The sequence below is a fragment of the Chenggangzhangella methanolivorans genome, assembly GCF_042648545.1.
In the GTDB taxonomy this organism is placed as follows: domain Bacteria; phylum Pseudomonadota; class Alphaproteobacteria; order Rhizobiales; family Methylopilaceae; genus Methylopila; species Methylopila methanolivorans.
Genome location: NZ_JBHRXS010000004.1, coordinates 58747 through 78252 on the forward strand (window position 1 = coordinate 58747; position 19506 = coordinate 78252).

Here is a 19506-nt window from a genome sequence, read left to right on the forward strand (position 1 = left end):
GTCACGCTTCGGAGGGAGCCATGAACGAGATCGCAAAGCCCGAAACCTTTTTCGGCGCCTGCCCGCACGACTGCCCCGACACCTGCTCCATGCTGTTCGAGGTCGACGACGGCAAGCTCCTGAGCGTGCGCGGCAATCCGGACCACCCGATGACGCGCGGCGGCCTCTGCGTGAAGGTCAAGAACTACGAGGAGCGCCACTACCACCCCGACCGGCTGCTCTACCCGATGAAGCGGGTCGGCCCGAAGGGCTCCAAGCAGTTCGAGCGGATCTCGTGGGACGAGGCGCTCGGCACGATCGTGGAGCGCTGGACCGACATCATCGAGAAACACGGGCCGCAGGCGATCGCGCCCTACAGCTATCTCGGCCATCAGGGGCTGGTGCACGGCCTCAACGGCGGCGACGCCTTCTTCAACCGGCTCGGCGCCTCGGTGATGGAGCGCACCTTCTGCGGCGAGGGCTCCTGCACCGCCTGGCTGCTGACGCTCGGGCCGACCGCCGGCCTCGATCCGGAAAGCTACATCCACTCGAAATACATCGTCATCTGGGCGTGCAACTCGGTCTCCACGAACCTGCACCACTGGGCGATCGTCCGCGACGCGCAGAAGAAGGGCGCCAAGGTCGTGGTGATCGACGCCTATGCGTCCCGCACGGCCAAGAGCGCCGACTGGCACATCTGCCCCAAGCCCGGCACCGATGGCGCGCTCGCCATGGCGATCATCAACTCGATCATCGAACAGGGGCTCGTCGACCAAGATTATGTCGACAACTACACGGTCGGCTTCGAGGAGCTGAAGGAGCGCGCCGCGACCCGCACGCCCGAATGGGCGGAAGAGATCACCGGCGTCCCGGCGGCCGACATCAGAAAACTCGCCTATGAGCTCGCGACCGAACAGCCGGCGGCGATCCGCATGGGCGTCGCGCTCGAGCGGCACTATGGCGGCGGCCAGACCATCCGCGCGGTCTCCTGCATCCCCGGCCTTACCGGCGCCTGGCGGCATGTCGGCGGCGGCGTCACCCAGTTCCCGGTCTGGGAGCATCCCTACAAGTTCGACGTGATCTGCCGGCCCGACCTCATCCCCGAGGGCACGCGCGTGATCTCGAACCTCCAGATCGGCCGCGCGCTGCTCGGCGAGGGGCTCTCCGACGGCCCGCCGATCATGTCGCTGATGTGCTGGAACTCGAACCCGGTGACGCAGGCGCCCGAGACCGACAAGATCGTCGAAGGCCTGATGCGCGAGGACCTGTTCATGGTCTCGGCGGAACACTTCATCTCCGACACCGCGTCCTACGCCGACATCCTGCTGCCGGCCTCGATGGGCGCCGAGATGGAGGACATGATCCTCTCCTGGGGCCACCTTTACCTCACCTACAACACCAAATGCGCCGACAGCCCCGGCGAGGCGATCCCCAACAACGAGATCTTCCGCCGCCTTGCGGCCCGCTTCGGCTTCGAGGAAGAGAACTTCAAGTGGTCGGACACGGAGTGCCTCGAGCGCTATGTCGACTGGTCGTCCCCGGCCTGCGAGGGCGCGGACCTCGACTACATGAAGAAGCACGGCTACTGGCGCCTGAAGGTCGGCACCCCTGACGACCGCGCGCCGCACAAGGAAGGAAACTTCCCGACCGCGACGGGCAAATGCATGTTCATGGTCGAGGGCGCGAAGAACTTCGTCGCGCCGCCGTTCCGGCAGATGTACGAGGCGTTCCAGCCGGGCGAGGACCTCGATCCGCTGCCCGACTACATGCCTGCGCGCGAGAGCCACACGGCCGACCCCGAGCTCGCCAGGCGCTTCCCGCTCAACATCGTGAGCCCGAAGAGCCACGCCTTCCTCAACAGCTGCTACGCCAACATGAAGGACAAGCAGCAGGTGCAGGGCGAGCAGTTCGTGCTGATCAGCCAGGCCGACGCCGACGCCCGCGGCATCCTCGACGGCGACCGCGTGAAGGTCATGAACGACCGCGGCGCCTTCAAGGGCGTGGCGCGGATCTCGGACGACGTGCGGAACGGCATCGTGGTGGCGACGCTCGGCTACTGGCGCCAGCTCAACGACGGCACCGTGAACTCGATCTCCTCGCCGAAGTTCGGCGACATGGGGCACTCGCCGACGTTCTCGGACAATCTGGTAGAGGTCGCGCGGGCAAATTGAACGCCGCGGGGTAAGAAAAAAGGCCCCACCATTGTGGGGCCTTAGTCTTTTGACGATGCCGAGCGCTTATTTATAAAACTGAATGCTGACACCGTCGACCAGATCATCAAAGTTCATTATTTCAAGGTCTCGATAGTCTGAAGCTATTTCACGCCACATTTGAGGTGTGAAATCTGACCTGCGACCCACAACAAGCCATCTGCGCGGTTTGAGAACGCTGAAGCCATATCTATTTTCAAACCAGCGTCTATTGTTAGGATCGTCGAAATAGGAGGCATAAACCCTTGTCTGAGAAATATATGAGTTTAACCAAGATGCAAAACTCTCCCTGTTTAGTTCACCTACCACTCCCTTCGATGAAATATACGGGAGTTTGAATTCAACTATATCTGCAAATCCATTAGGTTGCACCACAAAAAAGTCAGGCTTTATTGGTGGCTTGGACTCGCTCTGCCACTCGCAGGTGAGTTCGGAGTGCGCGTCGGCTGCGCCAAAGCGCATCGTTATTAGGAACTTATTTTCATCTTGAGCAATAAAAGATGTTATTTTTGTTTCCCTATTTTCCCTATTTCCCCAAATCTCAATAAAGCGATTGATTATTGGCAATTTTCTATACTTATATTCGGTTGGAAGTGGATATCTGTAGTCAGCATCATGCTCAACCAGCTTATTCAGCGGACCTAAATTGAGTTTTATATTATAATAATCGTCATCTCTATCTTCGATAGAAATGGGAAGCGCATCAAGCCATTTAATATGTCTAGTAATTAATCCAGCATCATTTGCATCGAAAAATCTGCCATTCACTATTCGACAAAAATGGCCGGGCTCTAGAACCGGTTTAGGTGCATTAAGACTTATGATGCTCTCTTGTGCGGCAAAATTCCACCCCAATTCGTATAACTTATCGTGTCCTCTATTAGTTGGCCAAATATAATCTTGAGAAAATGTTGGCATCTTGAGTTCAAAATCGACCGTCGAGTCTGATCCAAATCCTATGATCTTTTCGAGGAGATTTCCTTTGTCATCAATAAGGTCAAAACATTTCACGTTCATATTTATACCGTCAGGCATCTCGTCAAATAATTCAGAACCTAGGTACTCGATCGCAATATGAGTCCTGCCGACATAAACTGCAATCTCTTTGAAGTTAACAAGAAATCCAGTTACGGACCCCCTTAATCTTGGGTCAGCCTCCACCTTCTTGCGTAAGGGACCCCAATAGCGCTTTGCGAGAGCTTCAAGGAAACCATTTACCGTTGGCCATATTGTTAGATCTCTGTCGAATTTATCCTTATCACTTTCATCCATAGAGCTGCTCCGGAGAGTTTTTCGCGATTGGTCATTAACATGAAGTCAGTTCGCCAACGCCACCATTAGTGGCCGTTCCAATGTCATGATTACAAAAGCTCTGAACCGATCACCCCATCAGCCACCGCCCCGCCACCAGCACCGCGGCGCCTGCGAAGAACATCGTCATTAGCCCCGCGCGCAACGCCACCAGCGCGGCCACGATGATCGCGCAGAACTCCAGCGGGCCGGCGGTGGTCAGCGCTGGCGCCACCAGCGTCGTCAGAACCGCGGCGGGGACGGCGTCGAGCGCGGCTTCGAGGCGCGGCGGCACGCGCTCGAGGCGCGACAGCGCCAGATGGCCGCCGATCCGCGTGAGATAGGTGACGACCGCGCCCGCCAGGATGATCCAGAGGGTCTGCGTCATCGCGCGCCGTCCTTGCGGGGAGGCCAGAGCGCGGCGAGCGCGACGCCGGCCAGGCCCCCGATCGAGACGTGCCAGGGCGAGCCGACATATCTGTAGGCGAGCATCGAGGCGGCGGCGCTTGCAAGCATCACCGGCCCCCAGAGCGGGCGGTCGCGAAAGCCCATCACGAGGCCGAGGAAGTAGATCGGCAGCAGGAAGTCGAGGCCGAGCGCGTGCGGGTCCTTGATCAGCCCGCCGAACGCGGCGCCGACCGCCGTCTGCGCCGTCCAGCAGGCCCAGAGCGAGAGGCCCATGGCGAAATACCAGCCGGGCTCGACCGGAAGCCCCGCGCCGGCCTTGCGCTCTCCTTCCGCATAGACCGGGTCGGTCAGCAGGAAGAAGGCGGCGGCTTGCCGGAGCTTCGGCCAGTGCGCGATGCGCCGGCCGATCGCGGCCGAATAGAGCACGTGGCGGAAGTTCACGGCGAAGATCGCGAGCACGATCAGCGCCGGATGGGCTTTTTGGCCGAAGAGCTCGACGCCCACCATCTGGCTCGCGCCGCCGAGCACCGCGGCGCTCATGAGCGTCGCCTCGAGCGGCGTGAGGCCGTTCGCGACGCCGAGCGCGCCGAACAGCATGCCGAAGGGCGCCATGGCGGTGACGACCGGCAGGCTGTCCTTCAGGCCGCGCAGCACGGGGCTTGGCGCATCGTCGGCGCGCATGGGCGAGGGGGAGGGCATGCGGAACTCCGGCGGGAAGGGCGGTTTAGCGCTCCGTTGGCCGGAAGGACACCCTGTGCGGGACTTCCCCTCCCCCTGGCGGGGAGGGGAGCGGAGGAGGCGCGGGAGACCTCAGCCCTTGGCGTCTTCGGCCGGTTCTTGGCCCGCGCCTTCCGCCTGGTCGGCGGCCTCTTCGGCCTCATGCATCATCAGCGTGACGTCGTTGGGCGTGAGGCCGTATTTCGCCATCAGCCGCAGCGTCATGGCGACGGCGCGGGGCGCGTCCTTGCGGTCCTCGTCGCTCGCCCAGCGGCGCGTGGTGCGCTCGTCGGTCTGGAAGAACTTGCTGGCGGAGGCGAGCGACAGGCCGACCTCCTGGAGGGCGGCGCGATATTCGGCGGGCGTCATGGGGCGTCTCTTTCTCGAAGCGCGCGAGCCTGCGCCGGTCATCCTGGCCGAAGAGCCCGGATCCGGAGCCGCGAGGCTCGCGCGGTTTCGCTGACGTCCGCGTTTCCGGCTCCCGGGTCAAGCCCTGGGATGACGGCGGAGGTTCAGGCGCTCTGTCGGCGCGCGATCCCGGCCCGGCTTCGGCCGCCCGGGGTGACGTCCATCGCCCTCAATGCGCGCGGGCGGTGACGAACTCGACCACGTCGATCAGCGCGCGGGCCTCCGGCTTCTCGCGGAAGAGGCCGAGCGCGTCGCGGGCGATCGCGCCGTAATGGCGCGCGCGCGCGATCGTGTCGTCGATCGCGCCGTGCTTGCCGAGAAGGCGGATCGCCTCCTGGAGATCGGCGTCGTCGGCCTCGCCGTTTTCGAGCGTGCGCTTCCAGAAGGCCCGCTCCTGCGCGTCTCCCCGGCGATAGGCCAGCACGACGGGCAGCGTGATCTTGCCCTCGCGAAAATCGTCGCCGACCTTCTTGCCGAGCTTGGCTTCGCGCCCGCCATAGTCGAGCGCGTCGTCGACGAGCTGGAACGCGACGCCGAGATTCATGCCGTAGGAGCGGGCGGCGGCCTGCTCCTCCTTCGGGCGGCCGGCGATCACCGGCCCGACCTCGCAGGCGGCCGCGAAGAGTTCGGCGGTCTTGCCGCGCACCACCGCGAGATAGTCGTCCTCGGTCGTCGCGGTGTTCTTGGCGGCGGAGAGCTGCATCACCTCGCCTTCGGCGATGACGGCGGCGGCTTCGGAGAGAATGCGCAGCGCCTCGAGGCTGCCGACCTCGACCATCATCTTGAAGGCCTGGCCGAGCAGGAAGTCGCCGACCAGGACGCTCGCCTCGTTGCCCCAGAGTTTTCTGGCCGCGAGCTTGCCGCGCCGCATGTCGCTGTCGTCGACGACGTCGTCGTGGAGGAGCGTGGCGGTGTGCATGAATTCGACGGCCGCGGCGAGGCGCACGTCGCCGTCGCCCTCATAGCCGCAGAGCGAGGCGGTCGCGAGCGTCAGCATCGGCCGCAGGCGTTTTCCGCCCGAGGAGATCAGGTGGTTGGCGACCTCGGGGATCATCGTCACGCTCGAGCCGGTGCGCGACAGGATGAAGGCGTTGACGCGCTCCATGCCCGGCGCGACGAGCGCGACCAGCGGCTCGATGCCCGCGGCGCCGTCCGCCGGCGGACGCTTCTCAAATGATGCGACTACGCCCAAACCTCGCCGCTCCTTCAGGCCGGCCCCTCACGAGGGCCGGACCGTATCGACCGCCCCATCAAGGAGCAAGCCGGAAAGGAGGGGGCGGAGCTGGGGCCCGCGTCAGCCGCCGATCAGCGCGCGGGCGGCGAGCAGCTTTTCGGAGGCGAGCACGAGGAGGAGCAGGGCGAACAGCAGGGCGGCGAGCTCGGTTCGCATTTTGGGCTCCCTCGACTTCATGCGGCGACGGCGATCTAAATGCCTGCGTCGGCGGGCCGAAGTTGGGCCGATATGGGGCCTTTTTCGCCTTATCGATGAAGCTTTGCTAACCACGTTTCCCGACCCGCCGCGAAAGGCCGCCTCGCCGTGCATGAGCTGATCCGCACCAACGACCTCGTCCTGCTCTCCTTCGTGCGCGCGGCGCTCGAGGACGAGGGGATCGAGTTCATCGTGGTGGACAACAACATGAGCGTGCTGGAGGGCTCGCTCGGGATTCTGGCGGCCCGCGTGCTGGTGCCGGAAGCGGACGCGGCGGAGGCGCGCAAGGCGCTCGGCGAGCGCGGGATCGCGCATGAGCTCAGGCCCGAGACCCCGTGATCGGATAGGCCCGGCGAGGCGTCATGAACGAAGAGGTCAGCGACGACGGATTTCTGGGCGGGCGGCTGCGCCTGCTCCAGCCCAGACGCGGACACCGCTTCGGCGGCGACGCCGCGCTGCTGGTCGCGGCCGCGCGCTCGCTGATGGTCGAGGGCGCCGTGGTCGCGGATTTCGGGGCAGGCGTCGGCCCGGTCGGGCTCGGCCTCGCGGCGACGGGCGCGGCGAGGGTCGCGCTGGTCGAGATCGACCCGACGCTCGCGGCGATCGCGTCCCAGAACGCGGCGCGCAACGGCCTTGCGGAGGCGGCGAGATCCTGCGTCTGCGACGTCGCGGATCTCTGCCGGCCGGGCGCGCCGCAGGAGATCGCCGAGGGCGCCTTCGACCTCGTCGCGGCGAACCCGCCCTTCGACGACGCTTCGCGCTTTCGCGCTTCGCCCGATCCGGCGAAGGCGCTCGCGCATCAGGACGACGGCCTGTTCGCGCAATGGGCCGAGGCTGCCCTGAGGGTGCTGAGGCCCGGCGGCGCGTTCGTCGCGATCCACCGTCCGCAGGCGCTCGGCGACATCCTGTCCGGGCTCGGGCGCGGCTTCGGCGACCTCCGGATCAAGCCGATCCAGCCGCGCGCCGACGCGCCGGCCGCGAGGCTGCTGGTCGCGGGCCGCAAGGGCGGACGCGGGCCGCTCGGTTTGCTCGCGCCGTTCGCCCTCCACGGGCCGGACGGCCGTTTCACGCCCGAGGCGGACGCCGCCCAGCGCGGCGAGAGCGTCGTGGAGCTGACCGGCTGAGCGGACACGGAAAAGGGCCGGCGCCCTTTCGGACGCCGACCCTTGCGCATGCGTGGCCGAGCGAGATCAGCGGCAGACGCGATAGCCGCGCTTGTTGATCCAGCAGCGGCGGCCATAGACCACGCGCGGCGCGATCACCACGCCGACGCGCGGGCCGCGATAGCCGCCACGATAGCCCCAGCCGGCGCGGCGATAGCCCCAGCCGCGGCGATAGTAGCCGACCGGCATGATCTGGGCGTGGGCAGTGTCGAGCGTCACGCCGACGGAGACCGGGGCGGCGGAGGCGGCGCCGGGGGCGAGGGCGAAAGCGCCGGCCGCGAGAGCGGCGCCGAGAACGTAATTGCGGACCATGACGTGGCTCTCTCCAAGGCGCCCGTGGGACGGCGGCGGGATCGTTGTCCGCCCGGTCGTCGTTCCCCCCTCCGCACCTTGCGAAGGCGAAAACGGGGCCCAATTGATCTGGAGGCTAGCGGCCGTCGTCTGAACCGGCGCCGAGCGGGTCGTTCAACAGGCGTTCATCGCCTCTGGTCGCCCCGTGACGCCGGCAGGCGCCGACGCTATCTCCTGAGCCCATGAACGCACCCAGAGACATCTCCCTGCGCGAAAAACTCAGCCCCTATCTCCCGTCATGGTTAAGCAAAGACCGACCCGTCGTGCCGGTGGTGCGGCTGCAGGGCGCGATCGGGATCGGCACGCCGTTCAAGCCCGCTCTGACGCTCGCCTCCGTGGCCGGCCCGCTCGAAAAAGCGTTCAAGACCAAGGGCGCGAAAGAAGTCGCGCTGATCGTCAACTCGCCGGGCGGCTCGGCGGCGCAGGCGCATCTGATCTACGCCCGGATCCGTGAGCTCGCGGAGGAGCACGACATCGGCGTCGCGGCCTTCGTCGAGGACGCGGCGGCCTCGGGCGGCTACATGATCGCCTGCGCGGCCGACGAGATCGTCGCCGATCCGGCCTCGATCGTCGGGTCGATCGGCGTGGTGTCGGCGGGCTTCGGCTTCGACCGCGCGATCGAGCGCCTGTCGATCGAGCGCCGGCTCTACACCTCGGGCGAGAACAAGGCGATCCTCGATCCGTTCAGCCCGGAGAAGGCCGAGGAGGTCGAGCGGCTGAAGGATCTCCAGCGCGAGATTCACGAGCTTTTCATCGCCCTCGTGAAGGAGCGCCGTGGCAAGGCGCTGGCGGAAGACCCGGACCTTTTCACCGGCGCGTTCTGGACGGGGCAGACCGGTCTGACGCTCGGCCTCGTCGACCGGCTCGGCGACGTGCGCAAGACCATGCGCGAGCGCTGGGGCGACAAGGTCGAACTCCGCCCGATGACGCCCAAGGTCTCGCTGCTGAAGCGGCTGACCGGCCGGGGCGGGCAGGGGGCCGAACTGACCTCGCTCGCCGCCGGCCTCGCCGAGGACGCCGTCTCCACGCTCGAGGCGCGCGCGCTCTGGGCGCGGTTCGGGCTTTAGCGGAAGCGCTCGGGCCGTCATGAGCGCGCCACCATCGCCGCCGACTCTCACCCCGTTGACGAAACGCCCTGCGGAGCCCAAGCCGAATGCCGCCCTTGATCGTTCTCGCCGCCGCGGCCGCCGGCGCCCTGTTCGGCGCGAAGGCGCTGAAGCGCGAATGGGCGCGCGTCAACGCCCGCCTCGACGAGGCCGAGCGCGCCGACGCCGCCCGCGACCGCACGGCGCGCCCGACGCTCAAGAAAGATCCGACAAGCGGCGAGTGGCGCCCCGAGTGACCTCGCGCCGTCGCCGGCCCTACGACGCCCTTCCACAAGGAGACTTAACCACCATGCGTTTCGCCATCCTCGCGGCCTTCGCGCTCGGCGCGGCCCTCGCGCCCGCCACGGCGTTCGCCCAGAACGCCAAGGGCCCGGCCAAGGCGTTCGAACGGCTGGACAAGAACAATGACGGCGTGGTCGACGCCGAGGAGGCCAAGGGCCAGGCCCAGAAGTTCTTCAAGCGCGTCGACAAGAACAACGACGGCGTGATCGACGCCGAGGAGTGGAAGGCCTTCGTCGAGAAGGCCGCCCAGAAGAACGACAAGGCCAAGGAGCGCGCCGAGAAGCGCCTCAAGCGCCTCGACCGCAACGACGACGGCAAGATCACCGAGGCCGAGGGCGTGCGGGCGCCGGGCTGGTTCAAGAAGGCCGACAAGGACGACGACGGCAAGGTGAGCAAGGCCGAGATCGACGCCTTCGCCGAGCGCCGCGGCAAGAAGGACGACGACAAGAAGGGCAAGAAGAAGGACGACGAGGCCGCGACCGAGCAGCCGAAGTCGGAGGCCCCCAAGACCGAGGCTCCCAAGACCGAGGCCCCGAAGACCGACGCGCCGAAGACGGACGCCTCCAAGCCCGCGCCGGCCGCCGGCGCCGCGTCCAAGCCCGCCGATCCGGCCGCCGACGACGACGATGAGGACGACGACGACGACGACGACGCGATGTGATCGCCTCGCCGCATCGCCCGCCGGCCGACGCGTTCGGCCGGCGGCTTGACCCTCCCGGGCGCCGCAACTAGCGTCCGCGCGCCTTCCGCCGCCCGGACCCGATGACCTTTTCCATGACCGACGACCCGCTGAGCCCCGCCCGCTCGTTCCAGGGGCTCATCCTCACCCTGCAGCGGTTCTGGGCCGCGCAGGGCTGCGTCATCCTGCAGCCCTACGACATGGAGGTCGGCGCCGGCACCTTCCATCCGGCCACGACGCTGCGCGCGCTCGGCCCGCGCCCCTGGAAGGCCGCCTATGTGCAGCCCTCGCGGCGCCCGAAGGACGGGCGCTACGGCGAGAACCCCAACCGGTTCCAGCACTACTACCAGTTCCAGGTCATCCTGAAGCCGAGTCCGGAGAACCTGCAGGAGCTCTATCTGGAGAGCCTGAAGGCCATCGGCCTCGACCAGAGCCTGCACGACGTGCGCTTCGTCGAGGACGACTGGGAGAGCCCCACGCTGGGCGCCTGGGGCCTCGGCTGGGAATGCTGGTGCGACGGCATGGAGGTGAGCCAGTTCACCTATTTCCAGCAGGTCGCGGGGGTCGACTGCTCGCCGGTCTCGGGCGAGCTCACCTACGGGCTCGAGCGCCTCGCAATGTACATCCAGGGCGTCGACCGCGGCTTCGACCTCAACTTCAACGGCCAGGACGGCGCCGACAAGATCACCTATGGCGACGTCTTTAGACAGGCCGAGCAGGAATACTCCCGCTTCAACTTCGAGCACGCCGACGTCGAGCTGCTGAAGCGCCATTTCCGCGACGCCGAAGGCGAATGCGAGGCGCTGCTGAAGGCGGGCGAGGCCGAGGGACGCCACCTCATGGCGATGCCGGCCTACGACCAGTGCATCAAGGCCTCCCACGCCTTCAACCTGCTCGACGCCCGCGGCGTGATCTCGGTGACCGAGCGCCAGAGCTACATCCTGCGCGTCCGCGAACTGGCGAAGGCCTGCGGCGCCGCATGGCTCAAGACGGAATCCGGCGGCGCGGCGGCGTAAGTTTTATACGAAAGCGGCTTCTCGTATAAAATCAATGGTGCTAATTGCACCCAGCGACATAAGTTCGGCGAAGAATTCTCGAAAACGCCGGTTTGGTATCAAACGCGGGCGCAGTTTTGCACCGATGGACAAAACGGCTTTCGGGTCTTCACCGGCGGGTTCGCTCGCGCCCACGATCGGCGGACAGTTCGCCTTCGTGCCGCATGATCTGCCCCCGGAACTCGATCTGTCAGCTCTTCTCGTGCCGCTGACGCAGGCCACGCAGGCGCTCGGCCAGCTCAACGGCGTCATGACGACGTTGCCCGATCCCTATCTGCTCATCCGGCCGCTCGAGGCGCGGGAAGCGCTCACCTCGTCGAGCATGGAAGGCACATACACGACAGTCGACGCCTTGTTGCTCGCCGAGGCGGGATTCGAGGGCGCCAGACAGACGGCCGACACGCGCGAGGTCCACAACTATGCAAGGGCGCTTCGCAACGCCATCAAGAGCCTCGACGAACTGCCTCTGTGCCTGAGAACGATCAAGTCGGCCCACGCCGATCTTCTCAAGGGCGTCGGCCGGGGCCGCGGCGCCGCGGCTGAAGCCGGCGAGTTCAAGTCCAGCCAGAACTGGATCGGCTCAGCTTCGATCAAGAACGCGCGATTCGTCCCGCCGCCGCCCCAGATCGCTCGCGATCGGATGCATGCGCTCGAACTCTATATTCAGCGGGAAGACCGCCAGGCGCTTCCCGCGCTGCTCGACGCAGCGCTCATCCACTATCAGTTCGAGACCATTCATCCGTTCGCCGACGGCAACGGACGCGTCGGCCGCATTCTTATCCCGATCGTCCTGGTCGACCGGAAGACGCTCAGTCATCCGGCGTTGTTCATGAGCCCCTATCTCGAGGCCCGGAAAGACGACTACATCGACCGAATGCTCCTCGTCTCCCAAGCGGGCCGATGGACGGACTGGATCGTCTTTTTCCTCGAGGCGGTCGAAGAAACGTGCAAGCAGACGATCGAAACTGCAAATACGCTGTTCGCGCTGCGGGAGCGATACAGGAAAAATCTTCAAGAAGCCGGACGGTCCGCGCTTCTCTTGAAAATAGTGGACTACCTGTTCATCAATCCGGTATTCACCACCCCGCAGCTTGCTGTGTTTTTGAGCATTACGTATAGGGCGGCGCAAAATAACATTGATATTGTAAAGAGTGTTGGTGCGATCGAGGAAGTTCCCGATACGTCGCACCCGAAATACTTCGCCGCGCGTGAGATCATGTCAACAATAGCATCTGGTCAGTAAATGCCCGACCTCCTTCTCGAACTCCTTTCCGAAGAGATTCCGGCGCGCATGCAGGCGCGGGCGGCCGACGACCTGAAACGCCTCGTCACCGACGCGCTCGTCGAGCAGGGGCTGGTCTATGAGGGCGCCAAGGCCTTCGCGACGCCGCGGCGGCTGACGCTCGTGGTCGGCGGCCTGCCGGCCCGCCAGCCGGACCGGCACGAGGAGCGCAAGGGCCCGCGCGTCGGCGCGCCCGAGAAGGCGCTCGAAGGCTTCCTGAAGGCCGCTGGGCTGAGCTCGATCGACGAGGCGACCGTCCAGTCCGACCCCAAGGGCGATTTCTACGTCGCGCGCATCCACAAGCACGGGCGGGCGGCGACCGAGGTCATCGCCGAGATCGTGCCGGCGGTGATCCGCGCCTTCCCCTGGCCGAAGTCGATGCGCTGGGGGGCCGGGACGCTGCGCTGGGTGCGGCCGCTCCATTCGATCGTCGCGACCTTCGGCTCGAGCCAGGAGGATCCCGAGGTCGTGGCCTTCGAGGTCGACGGGATCGTGTCGGGCGACGTGACGCGCGGCCACCGCGTGCACGCGCCGGATCCGTTCCGCGTGCGCCGCTTCGAGGACTACGAGGCGGGGCTGCTGAAGGCCCATGTGGTGCTCGATCCCGAGCGCCGCCGCGACGTCATCCGCGCGGACGCCCGCACGCTCGCCGAGGCCCAGAACCTCGAACTCGTCGAGGACGAGGGCCTGATCGAGGAGACGGCCGGCCTCGTCGAATGGCCCGTGCCGCTGATGGGCTCCTTCGACGAGGAGTTTCTGGAGGTGCCCGACGAGGTCATCCGCGCCACCATCCGGGCGAACCAGAAATGCTTCGTGCTCCGCCGCACGGGGCCCGCGCCGAAGGCCGCGCCGGAGGGCCGGGTCGGCGTCGGCTTCGGCTCGCTGACGCGGCGGCTCGCGTCCGGCGCCGCCGACGAGGCGGAGGCGCCGCAGAAGCCCGGCCGGCTCGCCAACCGCTTCATTCTCGTCGCCAATCTCGACGCGACCGACGACGGCGCCGCGATCATCCACGGCAATGAGCGCGTGGTGCGCGCGCGGCTCTCCGACGCCCGCTTCTTCTGGGAGACGGACAAGAAGACCAGGCTCGAGGACCGGCTCGAGAAGCTGAAGTCGATCACGTTCCACGAAAAGCTCGGCACCCAGCATGAGCGGGTGGAGCGCATCGCGCGGCTCGCCAGGGAGCTTGCGCCGCTGGTGGGCGCCGATCCGGAGAAGGCTGAAGTGGCCGCGCGCCTCGCCAAGGCCGACCTCGTCACCGAGATGGTGGGCGAGTTCCCCGAGCTTCAGGGCTTGATGGGCCGCTATTACGCCGAGGCCGAGGGGCTCGACCCGGAGATCTCGGCGGCGCTTGAGGAGCACTACAAGCCGCAGGGGCCGTCCGACCGCATCCCCGCCGCCCCGGTCTCGATCGCGGTCGCGCTCGCCGACAAGATCGACACGCTGGTCGGTTTCTGGGCCATCGACGAGAAGCCGACCGGCTCGAAGGACCCGTATGCGCTGCGCCGCGCCGCGCTCGGCGTGGTGCGGATCGTGCTGGAGAACGGGCTGCGGTTGCGGCTGCTCGAGACGCTGGGCGACGCGGTCGGCGCCGACCTGCTCGCCTTCCTGGCCGATCGCCTGAAGGTTCAGCTTCGCGACCAGGGCGCGCGGCATGATCTCGTCGACGCCGTGTTCGCCTCGAGCGCCGCGACCGCGAGCGACGATCTCGTGCTCGTCGTCCGCCGCGTCGAGGCGCTCGGGAAGCTGCTCGAGACCGAGGACGGAAAAAACCTGCTCGCAGGCTACAAGCGCGCCGCCAACATCCTGCGCGCCGAGGAGAAGAAGGACGGGGCGGGGGCCTTCGAGGGCGCGCTCGATCCCTCGTTGCTCGCCGACGACGCCGAGATCGACCTTTCGGCGACGCTCGACACGGTCGAGCCCGCGGCCGCCGAAGCCCTGCGGCAGGAGGATTTCGCCTTCGCGACCGGCGCGCTCGCGACGCTGCGGCCGAAGGTCGACGCCTTCTTCGACCAGGTGACGGTCAACGCGCCGGATCCGGCGCTGCGCGCCAATCGCCTGAAGCTGCTGGCGCACCTGCGCCACGCCACGCGCGCGGTCGCGGATTTCGACCGCATCGCGGGGTAGGGGCGCGCAGGCGGCCTCTGTCACGAGGCCGCCGATCGCTCCGCGCGATCCTCCACGCGTCATCCCGGCCGAAGCGCCGGGATCCAGACACGCGTCGCTTCGAGCGAAGCCGTCGCCGTCGACGCCTTCGTCTCGACCGCTGTCGGTTCTGGATCCCGGCTCAAGGCCGGGATGACGGGTGTGGTTCGAACGCCCTTCAGAACGTCTGCGGCGCGTTCTCATCTGCGCCCGCAACGCGCCGTCGATCGCTTCGCGCGCGACCCTCGACGCGTCATCCCGGCCTTGAGCCGGGATCCAGACACGCGTCGCTTCGAGCAAAGCCGCCGCGGCCGCCGACGCCCTCATCTCGATCGCCGTCGGTTCTGGATCCCGGCTCAAGGCCGGGATGACGGGTGTGGCTCGGGGCGCATCTCCAAAGACGCGCGGCGCGCGAGCGGCCCGAGGCGTGGGCCGGGCGCAGCGATCCTTGGCCAACAAAAAAGCGGCGCCCGGAAGCGCCGCCTGATGTCGTGATCGAAAACCTACGGAATTCCCCGATCACGGGGAATTCCGGGATCGGGCGCGTTCAGGTCCGCAGCTTGCCGGTTCCGGCGGCGTCCGCGGCGAGCGCTGCGGCGGCGATGGCGGGCTCGGGAAGCGTCCGGATCTGCGATCTCAGATGGGCGGTGGCGAACCCGCGATAGACGGCCTGTTCGAGCGCCGAGGCGACGCCCAGTCGATGTCTGTGGTCCACGATCGCGCTCCAGGCGCGGTCGGGATGGTCGCGGCTGAAAAGATCAGCGGCCAGCGTGTCGATGGCGTCCCGATCTGCGGGTTCTCCCATAGGCGTCCTCCGTGCTGACGGCTCCAACGGCCTCAACGTACGAAAGTTTCATAAGGCTGCGACATTTTTTTCACGCCTGAGGCGGAACGGCGCCGAAAAAACGCGTTCCAGAAGGCGGGTGCCGCGACTCAAGCCTTTGGTTTCGCTGAAGGGCCGGTCGAACCCGCGTTGCGCGAAAGTGATCGGCCGCTTGCTTTGGCGCAGGCGAAGTTCGAAACGGGCGGCGCCCCGACATACCGCACGGGCGCGAATCGCCGTTATTCGGCCGCCTCGTCCTCGGTCTCGCCGTCGTCCAGGAAGCCGCCGGACTGGCGCCGCCACAGATCGGCGTAGAGGCCGTCGCGCGCGATGAGATCAGCGTGGGTTCCCTGTTCGACGATGCGGCCGCGATCCATCACCACGAGCCGGTCCATGCGGGCGATGGTGGAGAGCCGGTGCGCGACCGCGATCACGGTCTTGTTCGCCATCAGGTCGTCGAGGCTCGCCTGGATCGCGGCCTCCACCTCGCTGTCGAGCGCGGAGGTCGCCTCGTCGAGCACGAGGATCGGCGCGTCCTTCAGGATCACGCGCGCGATCGCGACGCGCTGGCGCTGGCCGCCGGAGAGCTTCACGCCGCGCTCGCCCACATGGGCGTCGTAGCCGCCGCGGCCATGGAGGTCGGTGAGGCCGGTGATGAACTCATGCGCGGAGGCGCGTCGCGCCGCGGTCTCGATCTCGGCCTGGGGCGCGCCGGGGCGCCCGTAGGCGATGTTCTCGGCGATCGAGCGGTGCAGCAGCGAGGTGTCCTGCGTCACGACCGAGATCGCGCCGCGAAGGCTCTCCTGCGTCGCGTGCGAGATGTCGCGTCCGTCGATCAGAATGCGGCCTTGGGCCGGCTCGAAGAAGCGCAGCAGCAGATTGACGAGCGTCGACTTGCCCGCGCCGGACCGGCCGACCAGCCCGATCTTCTCGCCCGGCCGGATGTGGAGCGTGAGGTCGTCGATGACTTTCCGCGGCGTGCCGTAGCCGAAGGTGACGTTTTCGAGCCGGATGTCGCCCTTTTCGACCGCGAGCTCCTCCGCGTTCGTCCGGTCCGGCAGATCGAGCGGGCGCGCGATGGTGCCCACCCCTTCCTGCACCACGCCGACGTTCTCGAAGATCGCCGAGACCTGGAACGCCACCCAGCCGGACATGGAGACGATCTGCCAGGAGAGCGGCACCGCCATCGCCACCACGCCGACGCCGATCGCGCCCTGCGAGGCGAGCCACACCGACGACACCGCGATCGCCGCAACCAGCAGCGCGTTCAGCAGCTGCAGCGTCACCGCGAACATGGTGACGAGCCGCATCTGGCGCTGGAACAGATGGTTCAGGCTGTCCATCGACTCGCGCACATAGTCGTCTTCGTCGCGGGCGCGCGCGAACAGCTTCACGGTGAGGATGTTGGTGTAGCTGTCGACCACGCGGCCGGTGACCTGGCTGCGCCCTTCGGAAGCCGCGCGCGAGCGGTCGCGCATGCGCGGCACGAACCAGCGCAGCAGCGCGGCGTAGGCCACGAACCAGACGCCGAGCGGCAAAGCGAGCCACAGGTCGGCGTGAGCGAGCAGGATCAGCGCGGTCGTCCCGTAGACCACGATGTGCCAGAGCGCCTCGACGGTCTGCACCATGCTTTCGCGCAGCGCCGGCCCCGTCTGCATCACCTTGGTGGCGATGCGGCCCGCGAAGTCGTTCTGGAAGAAGCCCCAGGACTGGCGGACCACGTGATAATGCGACTGCCAGCGGATGAGGTTGGAGAGGCCCGGCCCGATCGCCTGGTTGGCGACGAGCCCGCGCAGGAAGAGCGTCGCGGGGCGCAGGATCAGCACGACGCCGATGAGCCCTGCGAGCGTCGGCCAGCCTTCGGCGAGCAGGCGCTCCGGCGGCGTCGAGGTCACGAGCGTGACGAGCCGCCCGATGAAATAGGGGATCGAGGCGTCGCCGAGCGCGAGCACGAGGCCGATGACCAGCAGCCCGGCGAAGAGTCCCTTGGCCTGCCGCAGGAAGTGCCAATAGAACGCGCCGAGCCGCGCCGGCGGCTCGGGCCGCTCGGGCGTCGCGGTCACGTCGATGAGGGACTCGAAGAAGCGGAACATGCGTCCGCTATGTGGGGCTGCGGCGAGGCGAGGGTATGGCGCCCCGAAACGACGACGGGCCCCGTGAGGGGCCCGCCGAATTCTCAAGTTTCGCGGAGGCGTCAGGCGAGCGCGGGCTTGCCCGACATCTCTTCGGTCTCCTTGGCCTTCAGCGCCGAGGAGTAGGCCACGTGCTGCTTCAGGATCGGACGGAGCGCCACGACCGCGAGGAAGGCCGCGAGCAGGTCCATGCAGGCCACGGTGTAGAGCACGGTGGACCAGGTGCCGGTCGCTTCCATCAGCAGGTTGCCGACGGGCACGAACAGCGCGCCGATGCCCTTGGCGCAGTAGAGCACGCCGTAGATCTTGCCGATGTGCTTGGTGCCGAAGGCGTCGCCGGCGAGCGCCGAGAACAGCGAGTACACTTCGCCCCAGGCCAGGAACACCACGCCCGACAGGATGAGGAAGGCGTAGGGGTTATGGCCGAAGTAGCCGAGCGCCACGATGCCGAAGCCCTCGAGCGTGAAGGCGATCACCATCGTCTTCTCGCGGCCGATGTTGTCCGAGATCCAGCCGAACAGCGGGCGCGAGATGCCGTTCATGATGCGGTCGAGCATCAGCGCGAGCGGCAGCGCCGCCATGGTGAAGAAGTAGAGGTTCACCGAGTAGTTCTTGACGCCGAGGTCCTGCGCGATGACGCCGAGCTGGGCGACCGCCATCATGCCGCCGGTGACGACGCAGATGAACATGAAGAACATCAGCCAGAACAGCTTGGTGCGCATGGCTTCGGTCAGCGTGTAGTCGCGGCGCGACTGAGCGAGCTTCTCGGAGACCTTGACCTCGCCGGTCTTGGGCGAGCGCAGGAACATGGCGGCGACGAAGGCCAGCACGCCCTGGAGGACGCCGAAGAACAGGAAGGTGGACTGGAAGCCAGACGACTGGATCATCGCGGCGATCGGCAGGATCGTGGCCGCCGAGCCCATGCCGTAGCCGCCGGCGGTCAGGCCGACCGCGAGGCCGCGACGGTCCGGGAACCACTTCAGCGCGTTGTTGATGCAGGTGGCGTAGATGCAGCCCACGCCGACGCCGCCCACGGCCGCGCCGAGGTAGAAGCCCATCAGCGAGGTGGCCTGCGAGTTCACGACCCACGAGAGGCCCATGAACACCGCGCCGAACGCCACCATGGCGCGCGGGCCGTACTTGTCGATGAAGTAGCCCTCGATCGGGGTGAGCCAGGTCTGCACCAGCACAAAGATCGTGAAGGCGATCTGGATCGAGGCGCGGTCCCAGCCGAAGGTCGACTGAATTTCAGGGACGAACAGCGTCCAGGCGTACTGGATGTTGGCGGTCGCCACCATGCAGACCACGCCGACCAAGATCTGAAGCCAGCGCGTCTTTTCAGAGACGTGGGGCTGGCCCGGCGCGCCGGATGCGGGATTTGACGCGACTGCGGTGGGACTCACTGGCGTTTCTCCTCGATTGTTTTCTGTTTTTCAGATTTTCTGGCGTCATGCATGCCAGCCATTCAGCTAGCTTGACGTCTTTTTGGCTCGGCCAACCGGCCGGCTAAGGCTTTCGGCGAAGTCTTCGGGCGCGCAGCAGGCCGTCGGCCGGGATGCGCGAAGCGCGGCGCAGTGACGCGGTAATGCCGTCTCCGATCGACCGGTCGAACACGCGTCACCCCCGACGTTCGCCGTGAAACTGGCCAGCCATGCGCCTCCGCATGTCTGGTATGCCAAACATGGCATACCAGTTTGTCGCAGGTAAAGACCGCCGAAGGGATTGAGAACAGACGATCGAGGCTCCGAGCTCCATCCCAAGAGAGCGTCGGAACGATCGTCAAAGCCGATCGCTCGATGCTCCGCAATCGTGTTTGTGACGCGCTGCGGCATCGGCCCATGCCGCGGGCGGAACTCGACAATTCGGCTCAGACGCGGTCCCGGTCTGCTGCGGCGCATCACCGCAGTTCGATGCGTGAAGCGAGATCGAACGAGTGGCCGCGGGCATCGCTTGCAGGTGCGCGTCACGAAAACGTGAAGGTTGTAATCGGCCGCTTATCCGCGACGCCCGGGCGTGGTCGCGGCGGCGGGCGCCTGCTCGCGGCAGGGCG

General features: G+C 66.6%; 18 protein-coding genes. 9 read left to right on the top strand and 9 right to left on the bottom strand.

From position 1 onward, the window contains the following. The first annotated feature begins 20 nt into the window (after positions 1-20). Positions 21-2150, top strand: a complete 2130-nt coding sequence (locus ACFOWB_RS05540; protein WP_378146147.1) for a molybdopterin-containing oxidoreductase family protein — start codon at positions 21-23, stop codon at positions 2148-2150. Between the two features lie 66 nt (positions 2151-2216). Here ACFOWB_RS05540 and ACFOWB_RS05545 read toward each other — a convergent pair whose 3' ends face one another. The 5 genes from ACFOWB_RS05545 to ACFOWB_RS05565 all read right to left on the bottom strand — a co-directional run bounded on the left by ACFOWB_RS05545 (position 2217) and on the right by ACFOWB_RS05565 (position 6204). Further along, a complete protein-coding gene (locus tag ACFOWB_RS05545) occupies positions 2217-3461 on the bottom strand; it encodes a DUF4263 domain-containing protein (RefSeq protein ID WP_261404241.1) in 1245 nt (414 codons plus the stop codon). Positions 3462-3570: 109 nt separating this feature from the next. After that, a complete protein-coding gene (locus ACFOWB_RS05550) occupies positions 3571-3867 on the bottom strand; it encodes an AzlD family protein (protein ID WP_261404240.1) in 297 nt (98 codons plus the stop codon). Further along, entirely contained in the window at positions 3864-4586 is a 723-nt protein-coding gene (locus ACFOWB_RS05555; protein ID WP_378146150.1) for an AzlC family ABC transporter permease, read from the bottom strand. Before ACFOWB_RS05555 ends, ACFOWB_RS05550 begins: the two co-directional genes overlap by 4 nt. Positions 4587-4697: 111 nt before the next feature. Further along, the gene (locus ACFOWB_RS05560) at positions 4698-4973 is read right to left on the bottom strand and encodes a hypothetical protein (protein ID WP_261404239.1); all 276 of its coding nucleotides are present in this window, start codon (positions 4971-4973) and stop codon (positions 4698-4700) included. Between the two features lie 208 nt (positions 4974-5181). Then, positions 5182-6204, bottom strand: coding sequence for a polyprenyl synthetase family protein (locus tag ACFOWB_RS05565; protein ID WP_261404238.1), 1023 nt, complete (start codon positions 6202-6204; stop codon positions 5182-5184). A gap of 345 nt (positions 6205-6549) precedes the next feature. On the opposite strand from ACFOWB_RS05565, the gene ACFOWB_RS05570 reads away from it, so the two are divergent. After that, the gene (locus tag ACFOWB_RS05570) at positions 6550-6780 is read left to right on the top strand and encodes a putative signal transducing protein (RefSeq protein WP_261404237.1); all 231 of its coding nucleotides are present in this window, start codon (positions 6550-6552) and stop codon (positions 6778-6780) included. 23 nt (positions 6781-6803) lie between these two features. Further along, the gene (locus ACFOWB_RS05575; protein ID WP_378146154.1) at positions 6804-7565 is read left to right on the top strand and encodes a tRNA1(Val) (adenine(37)-N6)-methyltransferase; all 762 of its coding nucleotides are present in this window, start codon (positions 6804-6806) and stop codon (positions 7563-7565) included. Between the two features lie 66 nt (positions 7566-7631). Here ACFOWB_RS05575 and ACFOWB_RS05580 read toward each other — a convergent pair whose 3' ends face one another. Further along, complete coding sequence (locus tag ACFOWB_RS05580) at positions 7632-7916, bottom strand: hypothetical protein (protein ID WP_261404235.1); 285 nt, start codon at positions 7914-7916, stop codon at positions 7632-7634. 221 nt (positions 7917-8137) lie between these two features. Here ACFOWB_RS05580 and ACFOWB_RS05585 point away from each other — a divergent pair, with 221 nt between their 5' ends. The 6 genes from ACFOWB_RS05585 (at position 8138) to glyS (ending at position 14483) form a co-directional block, all read left to right on the top strand. Then, positions 8138-9022, top strand: a complete 885-nt coding sequence (locus ACFOWB_RS05585; RefSeq protein ID WP_378146156.1) for a S49 family peptidase — start codon at positions 8138-8140, stop codon at positions 9020-9022. Between the two features lie 86 nt (positions 9023-9108). After that, positions 9109-9297: a hypothetical protein gene (locus tag ACFOWB_RS05590; protein ID WP_378146158.1), complete on the top strand. Its 189-nt coding sequence runs from the start codon at positions 9109-9111 to the stop codon at positions 9295-9297. A gap of 53 nt (positions 9298-9350) precedes the next feature. Continuing rightward, the gene (locus tag ACFOWB_RS05595) at positions 9351-10004 is read left to right on the top strand and encodes an EF-hand domain-containing protein (RefSeq protein ID WP_378146160.1); all 654 of its coding nucleotides are present in this window, start codon (positions 9351-9353) and stop codon (positions 10002-10004) included. A 113-nt stretch (positions 10005-10117) separates the two neighbouring features. Further along, positions 10118-11038, top strand: coding sequence for a glycine--tRNA ligase subunit alpha (locus ACFOWB_RS05600; protein WP_378146162.1), 921 nt, complete (start codon positions 10118-10120; stop codon positions 11036-11038). A gap of 124 nt (positions 11039-11162) precedes the next feature. Then, positions 11163-12320, top strand: coding sequence for a Fic family protein (locus ACFOWB_RS05605; RefSeq protein ID WP_378146164.1), 1158 nt, complete (start codon positions 11163-11165; stop codon positions 12318-12320). Continuing rightward, on the top strand, positions 12321-14483 hold the full coding sequence (glyS, locus tag ACFOWB_RS05610) for a glycine--tRNA ligase subunit beta (RefSeq protein WP_378146166.1): 2163 nt from the start codon (positions 12321-12323) through the stop codon (positions 14481-14483). It abuts the gene before it with no gap. 565 nt (positions 14484-15048) lie between these two features. Here glyS and ACFOWB_RS05615 read toward each other — a convergent pair. From ACFOWB_RS05615 to oxlT, 3 genes are all read right to left on the bottom strand, one after another. Then, positions 15049-15306 (bottom strand): hypothetical protein, encoded by a 258-nt coding sequence (locus ACFOWB_RS05615; RefSeq protein WP_261404231.1) that lies wholly within the window; start codon positions 15304-15306, stop codon positions 15049-15051. Positions 15307-15563: 257 nt separating this feature from the next. Then, on the bottom strand, positions 15564-17417 hold the full coding sequence (locus ACFOWB_RS05620) for an ABC transporter ATP-binding protein (RefSeq protein ID WP_378146168.1): 1854 nt from the start codon (positions 17415-17417) through the stop codon (positions 15564-15566). Positions 17418-17518: 101 nt separating this feature from the next. Beyond that, positions 17519-18754, bottom strand: coding sequence for an oxalate/formate MFS antiporter (gene oxlT, locus ACFOWB_RS05625; protein WP_378146882.1), 1236 nt, complete (start codon positions 18752-18754; stop codon positions 17519-17521). Between the last annotated feature and the right edge of the window lie 752 nt (positions 18755-19506).

What these genes read in the sequence shown, in the direction of transcription:
- ACFOWB_RS05550 (WP_261404240.1), bottom strand. Translation starts at nt 3,867, where the DNA reads ATGACGCAGACCCTCTGGATCATCCTGGCGGGCGCGGTCGTCACCTAT.
- ACFOWB_RS05560 (WP_261404239.1), bottom strand. Translation starts at nt 4,973, where the DNA reads ATGACGCCCGCCGAATATCGCGCCGCCCTCCAGGAGGTCGGCCTGTCG.
- ACFOWB_RS05575 (WP_378146154.1), top strand. Translation starts at nt 6,804, where the DNA reads ATGAACGAAGAGGTCAGCGACGACGGATTTCTGGGCGGGCGGCTGCGC.
- ACFOWB_RS05585 (WP_378146156.1), top strand. Translation starts at nt 8,138, where the DNA reads ATGAACGCACCCAGAGACATCTCCCTGCGCGAAAAACTCAGCCCCTAT.
- oxlT (WP_378146882.1), bottom strand. Translation starts at nt 18,754, where the DNA reads ATGGTGGCGACCGCCAACATCCAGTACGCCTGGACGCTGTTCGTCCCT.
- ACFOWB_RS05620 (WP_378146168.1), bottom strand. Translation starts at nt 17,417, where the DNA reads ATGTTCCGCTTCTTCGAGTCCCTCATCGACGTGACCGCGACGCCCGAG.
- ACFOWB_RS05600 (WP_378146162.1), top strand. Translation starts at nt 10,118, where the DNA reads ATGACCGACGACCCGCTGAGCCCCGCCCGCTCGTTCCAGGGGCTCATC.
- ACFOWB_RS05555 (WP_378146150.1), bottom strand. Translation starts at nt 4,586, where the DNA reads ATGCCCTCCCCCTCGCCCATGCGCGCCGACGATGCGCCAAGCCCCGTG.
- ACFOWB_RS05545 (WP_261404241.1), bottom strand. Translation starts at nt 3,461, where the DNA reads ATGGATGAAAGTGATAAGGATAAATTCGACAGAGATCTAACAATATGG.
- ACFOWB_RS05605 (WP_378146164.1), top strand. Translation starts at nt 11,163, where the DNA reads ATGGACAAAACGGCTTTCGGGTCTTCACCGGCGGGTTCGCTCGCGCCC.
- ACFOWB_RS05615 (WP_261404231.1), bottom strand. Translation starts at nt 15,306, where the DNA reads ATGGGAGAACCCGCAGATCGGGACGCCATCGACACGCTGGCCGCTGAT.
- ACFOWB_RS05590 (WP_378146158.1), top strand. Translation starts at nt 9,109, where the DNA reads ATGCCGCCCTTGATCGTTCTCGCCGCCGCGGCCGCCGGCGCCCTGTTC.
- ACFOWB_RS05540 (WP_378146147.1), top strand. Translation starts at nt 21, where the DNA reads ATGAACGAGATCGCAAAGCCCGAAACCTTTTTCGGCGCCTGCCCGCAC.
- ACFOWB_RS05595 (WP_378146160.1), top strand. Translation starts at nt 9,351, where the DNA reads ATGCGTTTCGCCATCCTCGCGGCCTTCGCGCTCGGCGCGGCCCTCGCG.
- glyS (WP_378146166.1), top strand. Translation starts at nt 12,321, where the DNA reads ATGCCCGACCTCCTTCTCGAACTCCTTTCCGAAGAGATTCCGGCGCGC.
- ACFOWB_RS05580 (WP_261404235.1), bottom strand. Translation starts at nt 7,916, where the DNA reads ATGGTCCGCAATTACGTTCTCGGCGCCGCTCTCGCGGCCGGCGCTTTC.